This window comes from Hominilimicola fabiformis, from assembly GCF_020687385.1.
Taxonomy (GTDB): domain Bacteria; phylum Bacillota; class Clostridia; order UBA1381; family UBA1381; genus Hominilimicola; species Hominilimicola fabiformis.
In genome coordinates this window covers 84,168-97,073 of the sequence record NZ_JAJEQM010000003.1, presented here as the reverse complement: position 1 = coordinate 97,073, position 12,906 = coordinate 84,168, and the positions used below count along the sequence as shown (strand labels likewise).

14 protein-coding genes are annotated in these 12,906 nt (G+C 37.8%); 2 read left to right on the top strand and 12 right to left on the bottom strand.

Annotated features, from left to right (window positions below; translation table 11 throughout):
- Positions 1-55: 55 nt before the first annotated feature.
- Complete coding sequence (locus LKE05_RS03180) at positions 56-472, top strand: putative ABC transporter permease (RefSeq protein WP_308455910.1); 417 nt, start codon at positions 56-58, stop codon at positions 470-472.
- On the opposite strand, the gene LKE05_RS03175 is transcribed toward LKE05_RS03180, so the two are convergent.
- Genes LKE05_RS03175 through hpt form a run of 4 tightly spaced genes read right to left on the bottom strand, consistent with a single transcriptional unit; the run spans position 469 to position 3,601 of the window.
- Positions 469-1,410 (bottom strand): AEC family transporter, encoded by a 942-nt coding sequence (locus tag LKE05_RS03175; RefSeq protein ID WP_308455909.1) that lies wholly within the window; start codon positions 1,408-1,410, stop codon positions 469-471. The two genes, LKE05_RS03180 and LKE05_RS03175, sit on opposite strands and share 4 nt — an antisense overlap.
- The gene (locus tag LKE05_RS03170; RefSeq protein ID WP_308455908.1) at positions 1,389-2,594 is read right to left on the bottom strand and encodes a B12-binding domain-containing radical SAM protein; all 1,206 of its coding nucleotides are present in this window, start codon (positions 2,592-2,594) and stop codon (positions 1,389-1,391) included. Before LKE05_RS03170 ends, LKE05_RS03175 begins: the two co-directional genes overlap by 22 nt.
- On the bottom strand, positions 2,584-3,066 hold the full coding sequence (locus LKE05_RS03165; RefSeq protein ID WP_308455907.1) for a B12-binding domain-containing radical SAM protein: 483 nt from the start codon (positions 3,064-3,066) through the stop codon (positions 2,584-2,586). Before LKE05_RS03165 ends, LKE05_RS03170 begins: the two co-directional genes overlap by 11 nt.
- Position 3,067: 1 nt before the next feature.
- Positions 3,068-3,601, bottom strand: coding sequence for a hypoxanthine phosphoribosyltransferase (hpt, locus tag LKE05_RS03160; RefSeq protein ID WP_308455906.1), 534 nt, complete (start codon positions 3,599-3,601; stop codon positions 3,068-3,070).
- A 152-nt stretch (positions 3,602-3,753) separates the two neighbouring features.
- Between hpt and LKE05_RS03155 the strand changes: the two genes are divergently transcribed.
- Positions 3,754-4,590: a hypothetical protein gene (locus LKE05_RS03155; protein ID WP_308455905.1), complete on the top strand. Its 837-nt coding sequence runs from the start codon at positions 3,754-3,756 to the stop codon at positions 4,588-4,590.
- 241 nt (positions 4,591-4,831) lie between these two features.
- Here LKE05_RS03155 and mnmA read toward each other — a convergent pair whose 3' ends face one another.
- From mnmA to LKE05_RS03115, 8 genes are all read right to left on the bottom strand, one after another.
- Positions 4,832-5,902 (bottom strand): tRNA 2-thiouridine(34) synthase MnmA, encoded by a 1,071-nt coding sequence (mnmA, locus tag LKE05_RS03150; RefSeq protein WP_022230998.1) that lies wholly within the window; start codon positions 5,900-5,902, stop codon positions 4,832-4,834.
- A 14-nt stretch (positions 5,903-5,916) separates the two neighbouring features.
- Positions 5,917-6,591 (bottom strand): response regulator transcription factor, encoded by a 675-nt coding sequence (locus tag LKE05_RS03145; protein ID WP_022230997.1) that lies wholly within the window; start codon positions 6,589-6,591, stop codon positions 5,917-5,919.
- Between the two features lie 10 nt (positions 6,592-6,601).
- Entirely contained in the window at positions 6,602-7,747 is a 1,146-nt protein-coding gene (locus LKE05_RS03140) for a sensor histidine kinase (RefSeq protein ID WP_308455904.1), read from the bottom strand.
- Positions 7,748-7,752: 5 nt separating this feature from the next.
- Positions 7,753-8,496: an ABC transporter permease gene (locus tag LKE05_RS03135; protein WP_022230995.1), complete on the bottom strand. Its 744-nt coding sequence runs from the start codon at positions 8,494-8,496 to the stop codon at positions 7,753-7,755.
- The gene (locus LKE05_RS03130) at positions 8,493-9,221 is read right to left on the bottom strand and encodes an ABC transporter ATP-binding protein (RefSeq protein ID WP_308455903.1); all 729 of its coding nucleotides are present in this window, start codon (positions 9,219-9,221) and stop codon (positions 8,493-8,495) included. The genes LKE05_RS03135 and LKE05_RS03130 overlap by 4 nt, the downstream gene beginning before the upstream one ends.
- A 27-nt stretch (positions 9,222-9,248) precedes the next feature.
- On the bottom strand, positions 9,249-10,181 hold the full coding sequence (locus LKE05_RS03125) for a hypothetical protein (protein ID WP_308455902.1): 933 nt from the start codon (positions 10,179-10,181) through the stop codon (positions 9,249-9,251).
- Positions 10,182-10,388: 207 nt separating this feature from the next.
- The gene (locus LKE05_RS03120; RefSeq protein ID WP_308455901.1) at positions 10,389-11,903 is read right to left on the bottom strand and encodes an extracellular solute-binding protein; all 1,515 of its coding nucleotides are present in this window, start codon (positions 11,901-11,903) and stop codon (positions 10,389-10,391) included.
- A 108-nt stretch (positions 11,904-12,011) separates the two neighbouring features.
- Positions 12,012-12,893 carry a carbohydrate ABC transporter permease gene (locus tag LKE05_RS03115; RefSeq protein WP_308455900.1) on the bottom strand — a complete coding sequence of 294 codons (882 nt, stop codon included), beginning with the start codon at positions 12,891-12,893 and terminating at the stop codon, positions 12,012-12,014.
- Positions 12,894-12,906 lie beyond the last annotated feature (13 nt).

Sequence of the window (12,906 nt, the reverse complement as noted above, 5' to 3'; positions counted from 1 at the left end):
AAAACACTTGCCCTACATATAATAATATCATATCTTCTGAAAGGATTGATATTGTATGGCAAGTGTTTTAAAATACTTCTTTTTATTTTCCTTCGGCGGCATAGTATACGTCTTGATTGAAATGCTTTGGCGCGGATATTCGCACTGGAGTATGTTTATATTGGGCGGAATATGCTTTGTACTTTTAGGACTTATAAACAAAAAATACACCTGGGATATTCCTTTGTTAATACAAATGCTGATAGGCACATTTATCATAACATTAATGGAATTTATCTTTGGGTGTATTTTTAATTTATTGCTAAATCTTAACGTATGGGATTACTACGATTTGCCGTTCAATATTATGGGGCAGATATGTCTGCCGTATATGTTTTTATGGTTTTTACTAAGTCCTGTCTGCATAATCGTTGACGACTATATACGTTACCTGTTTTTCAACGAAGAAAAACCGCATTACAAATTATTTTAAATCACGCTCATAAGGTAATACACAAACGGCAATGTCAAAAGTCCCAACAGATGCGTTATAAACACACCCTCCGCACAATAAAGCACATCGCCGTCATATTCCATACCGAGTATTACAAGTATGGTTGACGCTGGCATTGCGGCTTGCAGTACGATAACCGCCGTAACCATTTCACCGAGATTAAACGGTTTTAAAACAAACATCAATATAATCGGTATAATGACCATCTTAACCGCCGTCAATACAAACAGCCACACACGTTTATATATGTGCTTAAAATCAACAAGTGCAAGCGTACCGCCTATAAAGAACATCGACAAATACGTTGTTGTACTGCCGATACCGGTCATTACCTCCCCGAATATACCGCTGAATTTCAGTCCGAATGCCATCATCACAAATGCGACAACAAACGCAATCGTTCCGGGATTTACAAGATTTTTTATACTTCCCATAAACGATTTTTCTTTTTCCTCTATCGACTTCATCTGATACACGCCGAGCGTCCAAAGACAAGTATCGTTTGCAAGTTCATAAATCGCCGCATATAAAAGTCCCTCTGCACCGTAAAGTGCCTGTATGAGCGGAAATGCCATAAACACAACATTACCGAAACACGTCATACATCGGTGCATTATCGCTCGCGATTTATCCATTTTACTTATTTTTGACGTGACCGTTCCGACTGCAAACAGAAACGCAACCACGACTATCGACACAATCAACACATAAATCGAATTTTTCAATTTTTGTGTATCAAATTCAAGGCTTGTAAGCGAAGTTATAATGAGTATCGGAAGCGTCACTCTCACGATAACTTTTGAAAGTCCGTTGTTTTGCTCTTTCGTTATGTAACCCGTCTTTATGCACACAAACCCGACAAGCATTGCAATTCCGAGTTTAATAATACTGTTTATTATTGTTTCAAATCCTTGCATACCCTTATCCTTCTGTTATACTTATTATCGAAAATTATTATATTTCTGCGTTTTTCACAGTTCGACAAAACGTCATATTCAAATGTTTCAAACTGCAAATACTTGACTGTTTCTTTTGTCGGAATATCTGCGTATTCACTCAAATTTTCTGCAATAAATTCATCCGTCAATATATCAAATCTTGTCTTTAAAATTGACCTATCGTATTTTGTAAGCGACCATTTCGGTGAATTTACGCCCTTGTTGTATGTAAAATAATCGAGTTTTAAAATATCGCAAAATAATTCATCATCACAAAAATGCGACAATATTTCATACAAAGAATTTCGCGATTGTCCGACTTTATTGTATCCGTTTCCGTCGTAAAACAGCCACAATTTTTTAAACATTTCAAACGGTGAATTATATTTTTCAAGCAAATATTCCATTGCACCCTTAAAAACACCGCTGTTATAATACCGTTCAAAAACCTCCTCTATCCCCTTTAACAAAAGCACATCTTCATAGGAAAGAAAGTCGTTTTTAAGCACTTCATACGGCGGTTTTGAGTTATATCGGTAACCGTATTTTTCTTCTTCACTTCTTATTTTCGTTCCGCGTAAAAGTTTCAGGAAACCAAGCTGAAGTACATCGGGACGAAGATTAAACACATCGTCAAACGATGTGCCGAACGAATTAAAATCTTCAAAAGGCAATCCGGCTATAAGGTCAAGGTGCATATGTACACCACCCGCTTTTTGCACGAGTTTTACGGCACGTTTTATCATCTCAAAATCGGTTTTTCGGTCTATCGCCTTTATCGTTTTGTCATTTGTTGACTGTACACCGATTTCAAGCTGAAAAAGTCCTTCCGGCGCGGTTTTAAACAATTCGACAAGTTCATCATTTATAAGGTCCGCCGCCACTTCAAAATGAAAAGTCGTATTTTTTGCATTGTCGATTAAAAACTTCACCAACTCACAAGTACGTTTTCTGTCCGCATTAAACGTTCTGTCCACAAATTTAACAATTCTCACATTATGTCGCACGAAGAACATCAATTCTTCTTTCACGACGTCCATATCCCTAAAACGCACACTATGCGTTGTTGACGAAAGGCAATAACTGCACCTAAACGGACAACCGCGGCTTGATTCGTAGTATATTAGCTTGCCGCTGTTTTTTTCAATATCTTCATCCGTCATACGGAAACGGAATTGACGTAATGTCGTGAATAAGCTCTCTGTCTTTGTTTCGTATTATCTCGCCGTTTTCACGATAGGTAATTCCGTCCGCCATTTCACCGATTTCAAGCCATTCTTTAAAAGTCGATTCCCCTTCGCCGCGCATAATCGCGTCAATAAAATCGTACTTTTGCATATATTCCGTATCGTCAAAACTGACCTCCGGACCGCCGAAAATAATCTTTGTTTCCGGCGAAACCTTTTTCAGCATATCGGCAACATCAAGACAGACCTCAACATTCCAAATATAGCATGAAAACAAAACCACGTCCGCTTTTTTCAAAAAAATCGAACGCAGTATGTCCTCTACTCTCTCATTAATCGTGTATTCCGCCATCTCAACATTATCCGAATTTGCGTATGCTTTAAGCGTTCGTACACTAAGCGAAGTATGAATATATTTTGCATTAACTGCAACAAGCAGTGCTTTCATATCAGCCACCGTACACTTCTCTCTTTAGTATACCGATGTATGGCAAATTTCTGAATCTTTCGTCATAGTCCATACCGTAGCCGACAACAAATTCGTCAGGAATTTCAAAACCTTCGTATTTAACGTCAACCTGCGTTTCACGTCTTGCAGGCTTTGAAAGAAGTGTACAGATTTCAACGTTTGCACCTCTCTTTTTTAGAAGCTTTACAAGTGCGCTTAGCGTATTTCCGCTGTCAATAATATCTTCCGCAATAATTACATTTTTACCGTTTACGTCAATTTGTCCGTCCTTCAAAATCTTCAATTCACCGGAAACAGACGAACTTCCGTAGCTTGAAACCTGCATAAAGTCAAGCGAAACATTTACGTTAAGATAACGCATAAGGTCAGCCGAAAAAACAACACTGCCCTTTAGGATAATCATAAGTACAATATCCTTACCGGCATAATCTTTATTTATTTGCTCAGCCAAATATTTTACTTTCTCTTGAATTTCGCTTTCATTAATCAATATTTCCTGTACTTCGTTTATCATTATTAATATTCCCCTTTTTAGTATGATATTTTTATTATAACATATATTTTTGAATTTTTTAATAGAAAATGCGAAAAAAAATCGAATTTTCGGAAATAATATTTTTATGAAGTAACTATTAGTTAAAAAAATCGAGAAAGGCGTGGTTTTCTATGAAGAAAATACTGTTTTTTATACCAATCCTTACACTTATGTTCAATACCGTCTTTGCCATGCCCACAAAAACGAATGATGAAATCATAGCAGATTACCCTTTTACGAACAGAGTAAATGAGCTGTCAGTTTCGGAAAAGCAGGAAATCACGAAAACCCTTACCGCCTGTGCTGATGTTATGCGGTTTAATATAAGAAATTATAACTATGACAAACTTTTCAAATATGTGCTTTACACTCACAAAAATTTTCAAATCCTCACCGACATTCCCGCCGATACGGGAAACAGCAGTAATTTGGGTTATAACAATGTTACACTTGTGAACAGTGATTATATCGATTATATTATGACGAGAGTTTTCCGCATAACACCCGAAAAACCACCTGTAAATGAGCTTTTGGAACGCGGTTTCTGTTACAATGACGGTTACTATTATTATATCGGTGGTTTCGGTGTTTATTTTGCGACGAAAATTGTTGATATAAAAGGCGTTTATGATATTGGCGGCGGTGTTACATTTGTTGTTTTCGGTGACATTTATTACGAAGGTGACACAAGAACACCCGAATACAGTTTTGCAATTCTGCAAAACACCGAAAACGGATATTCATTAATGCGTCTTGGTATGGGTGAAGATTTGCCGACAAGCGATGAAGTTCGATTGTATTCGCCGTTTAAAACTTACAACGAAATGAATTGGAATATAAATAATGTGGACAATAATAATGATGATTTTGTAAAATCGTATATCTCAATACCGATACTCTTGCTTGTCATATCGCTTGGATTGATAGGACTTACCGCGTGTATCGCTGCACTTGTAAAAAGAAAATAGAGTGGAATTGGGAAGTTACCTCAAAATTCCACTCTCAGACGTCGACAAATTGTCCGGAACGTGCAAAATATTATTTTTATACTTTAAATTATAGCTATAACAAATAACAGGCAAGCCTATCTTCGATATACGGCTTGCCTGTGCACTTTTTGTGAAAATAAACTCTAACGTACAGGGTGTACGCCGATGAGTTCATTTTCACAAAATCCGAACTAATTTCTCGTCCTCTGCCAGCTCGTATTTATAAAACAGTACCGCCGCCAAGAACAATATCACCGTCATAAAATACGACAGCCTGTCCCGGAGTAACCGCTCTTTGCGGTTCGGGGAACATCAATTTAACCGTACCGTCTTTTTGCGGGCAAAGCATTGCCGCCGCAGGCGGTGCTTGGTAACGTACCTTTGCGGTGATAAGCATATTTTCTTTAGGAAATTCACCCGACACAAAATTCACATCGTATGCGGTTAATTCATTTGAAAATTCCATTCCCTTTTCACCGAGTGTAATCGTATTGTTTTCCGCATCTATCTTCATAACAAACATAGGTCTGCCGTATGCACCGATACCCTTTCTCTGACCGATTGTATAATAAATCAAACCTCTGTGCTTGCCGATAACATTGCCGTTTACGTCAAGTATATCGCCCTCTTTAGGCTTGTAACCGGAATAGTCGGTTATAAATTTCGCGTAATCATCATCTTCAACAAAGCATATTTCCTGACTGTCAGGCTTATGTGCAACGCCAAGTCCAAGTTCTTCCGCCTTTTGACGTACCCAATCCTTATTATATCCGCCCAAAGGCATTAATGTATGTGCAAGCTGTTCTTGTGTAAAATTGTACAGCACATAGCTCTGGTCTTTCTTAACAGCCTCACTTGCACGAAGAATATACTTGCCGTCCTCACCTTTTTCGATTTTGGCATAGTGACCTGTCGCAACGTAATCAATACCCATAGCCAACGCTTTTTTTAACAATGCGTCAAACTTCAAATACTTATTGCACGCAATACAAGGATTAGGTGTTCTGCCGTGAATATATTCATCAACAAAATAATCAACGACCTTATCTTTGAACATATCCTTAAAATTCATCACATAAAAATCAATACCGAGCTTATCACACACACGTCTTGCGTCCTCAACCGCACTTTCCGCACAACAGCCCTCATGCTTCATATTACAGCTGTCCGAATACGTCCAAAGACGCATAGTCGCACCGATTACGTGGTATCCCTGCTCCTTTAAAAGAGCCGCCGCAACGGAACTGTCAACGCCGCCCGACATTCCTATCAATACACTTTTCTGTTCCAATTTATGTTTCCTCCTCAGATATTAAAACGGTAGCCTACACCCCATATGGTTTCTATATACCGCTCATTTTCAGTATTTATCTTATCACGCACACGCTGAATATGTACCGTAACGGTCGACACATCACCTATTGCGTCCATACCCCATATTCTATCAAATAAAACCTCTTTTGAAAAGGTATGATTCGGATTTTCCGCAAGAAATAATAGTAAATCATATTCTTTTGCAGTAAGCGATATTTCTTTTCCGTCCACTGTAACCTTATGCGCATCTTTGTCTATCATAAGTTTACCGACTGTTATTACATCACCGCTTTTTGATGTAAGCGTATCGTATCGCGATATATGTGCCTTAACTCTTGCGACAAGTTCGTTCGGTGAAAACGGTTTCGTCATATAATCGTCCGCACCCAAGCCAAGTCCGCGTATTTTATCTATATCGGTATTTTTCGCCGACAAAAATATTACGGGCGTTTGTTTCTTTTTTCTGAGTTCCGTTATAACCTCAAAACCGTCCATACCCGGAAGCATTATATCTATTATTATAAGGTCAAAATTTTCCGCAAGTGCTTTTTCAAGTCCCGTTGTACCCCTTGCCGCAATTTCACACTCAAAATCATTTATTTCAAGATAATCTCTTTCAAGTTCCGCGATACTGCTGTCATCTTCTATAATCAATATTTTTTTCATTTTATTCTCCTTAGATTTTCGGCAAAAATACAACCGCCGTTGTACCCTTACCCAATCCGTCACTTTTCAGCCATATCTTGCCGCCGTGTTTTTCTACAATCTGTTTTGCAATACCAAGTCCAAGTCCGCTGCCCTTAATACTCCTCGAACTGTCCACGCGATAAAATCCCTCGAACACATTTTTAAGCTCGTTTTCATCTATGCCGATACCATTATCGCTTATATTCACATACACACCGCCGTCACTGCACATTGTACTGACGGAAAGCGTCGGATTATCCTCACTTCTGTATTTCACCGCATTGTCTATCAAATTAGAAAATACTCGGCTTATTTTCTCATAATCCATTCTCACGATAACTTCATCGATCGGAATATCTGTTTCAAGTTTTATACCGTTTTTCTCAAGGTCAAGTCTGTAATCATCTACGAAATCACGCATAAACGAATTAATATCGCCCTCTTTAAATTCAAATATCAGTCTTGATAATTCCAGTTTCGAAAATACGGACAGATTATTCACCAAATCGTCTATAACCTCCGCTTTTGTATGAATTGTATCAAGATAGCGTTTCATCTTTTCGGGTGTGTCGGCAATGCCGTCCTGTATACCCTCAACGTAACCCTTGATTGACGTAATCGGCGTCTTTAAATCGTGAGAAATATTTGCAAGGAGCATATTCCTCTCCTTTTTCATATACTTTTCACGTTCTCTGGCGCGTTTCAACTCCTTACGCATCATATCAAAATTATTACAAAGCATGTCTATTTCGTCATATTCACTTCCCATAACCTCAAAATCAAGGTTATCGGCACGAATATAATCGGCGGCTCTTGCAAGATCATTTATTGAATGTTCAATGCTTTTTGTCATCAATCTTGTGGCAACGGTAGTTGAAAGCACGACAAGCAATACACATATCGTAAGCCACAACACCACATAAAATATTGCACTCGGATTACTTTTGAAAAATTCACCGACTGCCTGCAAAAAAACATACGGGTCAATCATTGATGCCCTTGATATATTTAATTCTTCGACAGGAAATTTTAATATAAATATCAGCACAAAACATACCGAAATAACACCTATCAGAAGGATAGGTGTTATCAGCATAATTATATTATATATCGCAAATTTACTTTTAATCTTCATAACATTTAATAATCCTTACTATCAAATATTATATACGATAATGTGTATAAAATCAAGATTGAGCCGAACAAAATTCCAATCTTCGATATAAGTGCCGTAAACGGAAGCACATTGCCGATCCAAATCTTGTGCCATTGTGAATATGCCGTAAATACCATTTGTCCGACAGGCGTTATATAGTAGTTCAAGTATTTAAAGAACACATACACAACTATACATAAAAGCATTGCAAGCGTCGGGCTTTTTGAAATCATATTTATGAGCAGCGCCATTGAAACTATCGCTATAAGCGGTATCATATTGATAAGATATGCCGCAAATGTTATCGGTACACTTCTTAAACTGTTGCCGGATACGATTTGAACGATTAACGAGATAACAAACATTGCAAGTGTCACCATACAACCAAGCACAAACACTGCCAATGACTTTGATGTCATAACTTTAAATCTTGTCAGCGGTCTTAAAAGCGACGCTTTCATGCTGTCCTCCTGTACTTCGCTTGCAAACAAATCCGTCACTGCCATAAATATTATAAGCGGAACAAGTATATCAAAAACAAATCCGACCATTTCCATTATCAGATTGCTTTTTATAACAACTTCACCGCCCGTAATCTTGCTTACAAGTACATTACCGCCAATTCGGAGAATACATATAATCGCACCTAAAACAGTTAAAACAAGATACTTTTTTTTCATAAGAAGTTTTTTAAGCTCACTTCCGGTATTCAAAATCAGTGCTTTCATATAATAATCTCACCCCTTCTGTCCTTAACAACACTTAGGAAATAGTCCTCCATTGACGGATGAAGTCTTAAAGCGTCCTCCGTAGTTGATGTTGCTATCAATTCGCTTTCATATATAACCGCAACCTTGTTGCAAGTCTTTTCAATCTCGCCTGCCATATGACTTGAAATAAGAAAAGTCACGTTTTTCTCTGCATTGAGTTTTTTTATAATTTCTCTGATTTCCACAACGCCCTCAATATCAAGTCCGTTTACAGGCTCATCAAGAATTATCAAATCGGGGTTAGATACGAATGCAACCGCCAAACCAAGTCTTTGTTTCATACCAAGTGAAAACTTACCCGCTTTATCATTTTTGTACGGCAGAAGATGTACAACGTCAAGTATATGTTCAATGCGTTTTCTGTCTACGTTTGGATACATATTCGCATGCATTTTTACGTTTTGATATGCCGATAAATCTTTATATATCGCCGGTGATTCAATCAACGCGCCTGTTCTTTGCATAATACTTTCAAAATTATCGTGCAAGTCCATACCGAACACCTTAACACTGCCCTCCGCATTAACAAGATTAAGTATTGCTTTCATCGCTGTCGTTTTACCCGAACCGTTCGGTCCGAGTAATCCGAGAATGTCGCCCTGTTCAACGGTTAAATTCAAATTTTTGATACCTCTGCCATTGCCGTAAAGCTTTGTCAGATTTTTAATCTCGATTACATTCATAATCTCACCCCTATCCGTTTTTATAAATTATTCGTCATCTCCGTAATATGTGTCAACTCCCGAGTTATTAGAATACTCAACATTCGGAAGTGTGGAAATATCAACTCTCTCAGGCTTTGTAGTTCCGTAGTCTGACATATCCAGTGTTATATTAACTGTTGCCTCATGCTTTTCGCCGTTTGAATCATTGCCGACCATACTTGCTTCCGCATTCAAATTAGTAAATCTGCCTTCATTGTCAACCGTAAATTTCACTGATACGTTTTTAACAATCGGATCTGTTCCAAGCAAGGTGTACGGATCACTGTCATCATCAGAATCAGCGATATTTTCTGAGAACATTGCGGATAAGCCTGCATTCGCAACTTCAGGGATTTGAATTGCGTCAAGATTCATTTCATATGTTGAAGAATTATCATCACCTGACACATAGATTATGTTGTTTTTCAAATCACCAATCATTGTATCACCGATAAGCTCAACGAAATTAACCATTTTTTGATTTCTCTTATCCTCATTTGCATCTTCGGTATAGAATTTATCAAATCCTCCAAATAAATTTAGGTATTCAGATGCGTTTTCCTCAACAAGTGTTCTTTTTTCGTCATCATAATGCGTTGACAAAATTATATTAGTATCATCTTGAACCCATTCTCTGTACTCACTGTTATAATCATATGATGAAACCTTATTTTCCTTGTTGATTTTTACGTCACCGTTTCTGTCATACAATTCTTTCAACGTGTCGCTTGAAATTTCATTACCATCAAGACTTATCTTTGTTGTCATATTCGCGGTGTAGTTTTCATTTTTCATCAAACCTTTAACAGCCGTCTTAGCCACGTCATATCCGTTTGATGTGTTGTAGCTTGCGAATGCCGCTCCGGCTAACACCGTTACACCCAAAACCATACCGATTGCCATTGTTATTTTCTTCTTGTTAGATTTCATTTTAATCATTCCTTTCTATCCCAAACACTGTCTATTATTTCTATAAGGTACCTTATGATTATATTCTATCTGTTCTTTATAAACATTATATAATACAATTCTAAATAATTTATAAACAAATATAAATAAATTATAAAATCCAACAAAAAAACCACTTGTCCAACATAACATTGAACAAGTGGTTTAATATTAACTAATTAAGTCAGTCAAAATCAATTATTTCTGAACTGAATCGTCTTCTTCATAAGCCTTGTTTAGTTCGTCGATAACCTTTTGACCACCTTGTTGTAGCCATCTGTCTCTTTGAGCCTTCCACTCGTCTTCGCTGATTTGACCAACGATGAACTTAGTATTAGCCTCACTCATGATAGCGTCAAGTTGTGGACCTCTTGTTGAATATGTATCTGATACATATGGTTCAGCAGGGTTAGCAACTGTGTGAAGTTTGTTTTCATCATAAACTTCCTGAATCTTTTCAGCAACGTCTGTTGCATACTTAATTTGAAGTTCTGTAGCAACTATACCTGTTGAGAATTGGTTAAGGTCGTTATATTCTTTAGTTAGGTTAGCATCGTCCTTCTTAACTACATAACCGTCAGCGTCAAGGTCATAGTTTCTGCCTTCGATACCGTAGTTCATTAGGTTTAGAGCTTCCTGTTCATTAGCCTTATCCATTACGCCAAGAATGAAGTCAAGGTCTTCTTCTGTAGCAACAGATGTCTTAGGGAATACATAGTATCCGTCATAACCTGTTGTAGGAAGTGTTCTTGGTTCTGAGCTTGCGTCCTTTGTAACGTAACCGAATACGTCAACAACTGCGTTAGGATCGATAGCTTGGATATTTTGTGCAAGTCTTCTTGCTCTGTCGGCAACGTCGATGATTACACCGGCTTTACCTGATAGGAACTGCTCATTCCACTTATCTGATGAATATGTAGCCATATCTTGGTTGATAAGACCTTCGTTATAGCACTTGTTCATGAACTTAAGTGCCTCAAGATATTCGTCAAACATAAATGCAGGAGCAAGCTTGCCGTCCTTTAGACCATACTGGTTAGGAGCGCCCATCCAAATAGCAATATTGTTAAGAGGACCGTTAAGGTAATCTGTAACGATCATACCGTATGTATCATTAGCACCGTTACCGTCAGGATCCTGTTCCTTAAAAGCCTTTAGTACATTATAGAAATCATCTATAGTCTTTGGCTGTTCAAGACCAAGCTTATCAAGCCAGTCTTTTCTGATTGAAACGCCGGCTCTACCAAGTTCTCTTGAACGATATACACCGTAAACTTTACCGTCGATTGATGTGTTGTGGTTTACAGTTGGATCTGTTTGAGCAAGATTTGGGAACTTTTCAGCATCTGTTAGCTTATCTGTAATATCCCAGAATGTACCTGCTCTTGAGTTTTGAATAACGCTTGAACTTCTTGAACCAACAAGCATAACCTGTGGATATTCACCTGAACCCATCGCAGCTGTAACCTTTTCGTCATAGCTTGTTGACGGTACCCAAGTGATATTTAGCTTTGTACCAAGAAATTCTTCAAGTTTTTGAAGAACAGGGCTGTCCGGTGATGCTGATTCTGTATTGTAAGCCTTTGTCATAACATTAATTGATGGATTTTCCTTGTCGATAGAAACTGCTTTTTGACCGCAGCCGGCAAGTGAACCTGTAAGCATTACTGCTGCAAGTGAAACAGTAGCAATCTTCTTCCAAGTTTGTGTCATTGTATTTTCCTCCTTAAAAATATATGTTTTTCTCTAATTAAGCGGCTATGCCGCAATAATTCATTTTAAACTACCAAAAAAATTATTTTCTTAAATTAACTCTCTTAATTAACCCTTAACGGCACCGACCATAACACCTGCTGCGAAGTGCTTTTGTAGGAACGGATATACGATAAGAATAGGAACTGTACCGATAACGATAACAGCCATCTTCAATGTATCTTCCGGAATAAGTGCATTCGGGTCAGTTTGTGTTTCAGCTGTCTGCATTACGATATTTCTAAGCACAAGCTGGAATGGGAACTTTGTTGAATCTTCAAGATATAGAAGAGCACCAAAGTAGTTGTTCCAGTGACCAACCGCATAGAACAGACCGAATGTAGCCAAACACGGAAGTGACAACGGAAGTGCTATCTTTATGAAGATACCAATGTCACTGCATCCGTCGATAGATGCGGCCTCTTCAAGTTCTCTAGGAAGTTCCATAAAGAAGTTTCTTACGATAATCATATTATACGCACTGATTGCCCCCGGCAAAATAAGTGCTGAATATGTATCGTACATACCAAGTCCTTTAACAACCAAGAACAACGGAATCATACCGCCGCCAAATACCATTGTGAAAAGAACCATATTAAGCAGTGGTTTTTTACCTATAAGATTTGATCTTGAAAGACCGTATGCCATTGTTGTTGTAAAGAATAGGTTAATAAATGTACCTATTGCTGTTACACATACTGAAATTAACAATGAATGGAATACTCTTGTACCCATATCGTTCATATCAAAAATTCTTGCATAAGCGTCAAGAGTAGGACTATCAGGAATAAAGAAAATCGGTCTTGTTTGAATTTCCGCTTCAGTCGCAAAAGACGCTGCAATAACGTATATGAAAGGTATAACCATGATAACCGCTATAAGAGTAAGTAATATGTATATTACCACATTAGCAATTATATCACCGACACTTCTTCTTTTTATACTAATCATGTCTTATTTTCCT

Coding starts and splice junctions, on each gene's coding strand:
- LKE05_RS03180 (WP_308455910.1), top strand. CDS start 56: ATGGCAAGTGTTTTAAAATACTTCTTTTTATTTTCCTTCGGCGGCATA.
- LKE05_RS03175 (WP_308455909.1), bottom strand. CDS start 1,410: ATGCAAGGATTTGAAACAATAATAAACAGTATTATTAAACTCGGAATT.
- LKE05_RS03170 (WP_308455908.1), bottom strand. CDS start 2,594: ATGACGGATGAAGATATTGAAAAAAACAGCGGCAAGCTAATATACTAC.
- LKE05_RS03165 (WP_308455907.1), bottom strand. CDS start 3,066: ATGAAAGCACTGCTTGTTGCAGTTAATGCAAAATATATTCATACTTCG.
- hpt (WP_308455906.1), bottom strand. CDS start 3,601: ATGATAAACGAAGTACAGGAAATATTGATTAATGAAAGCGAAATTCAA.
- LKE05_RS03155 (WP_308455905.1), top strand. CDS start 3,754: ATGAAGAAAATACTGTTTTTTATACCAATCCTTACACTTATGTTCAAT.
- LKE05_RS03145 (WP_022230997.1), bottom strand. CDS start 6,591: ATGAAAAAAATATTGATTATAGAAGATGACAGCAGTATCGCGGAACTT.
- LKE05_RS03140 (WP_308455904.1), bottom strand. CDS start 7,747: ATGAAGATTAAAAGTAAATTTGCGATATATAATATAATTATGCTGATA.
- LKE05_RS03135 (WP_022230995.1), bottom strand. CDS start 8,496: ATGAAAGCACTGATTTTGAATACCGGAAGTGAGCTTAAAAAACTTCTT.
- LKE05_RS03130 (WP_308455903.1), bottom strand. CDS start 9,221: ATGAATGTAATCGAGATTAAAAATCTGACAAAGCTTTACGGCAATGGC.
- LKE05_RS03125 (WP_308455902.1), bottom strand. CDS start 10,181: ATGATTAAAATGAAATCTAACAAGAAGAAAATAACAATGGCAATCGGT.
- LKE05_RS03120 (WP_308455901.1), bottom strand. CDS start 11,903: ATGACACAAACTTGGAAGAAGATTGCTACTGTTTCACTTGCAGCAGTA.
- LKE05_RS03115 (WP_308455900.1), bottom strand. CDS start 12,893: ATGATTAGTATAAAAAGAAGAAGTGTCGGTGATATAATTGCTAATGTG.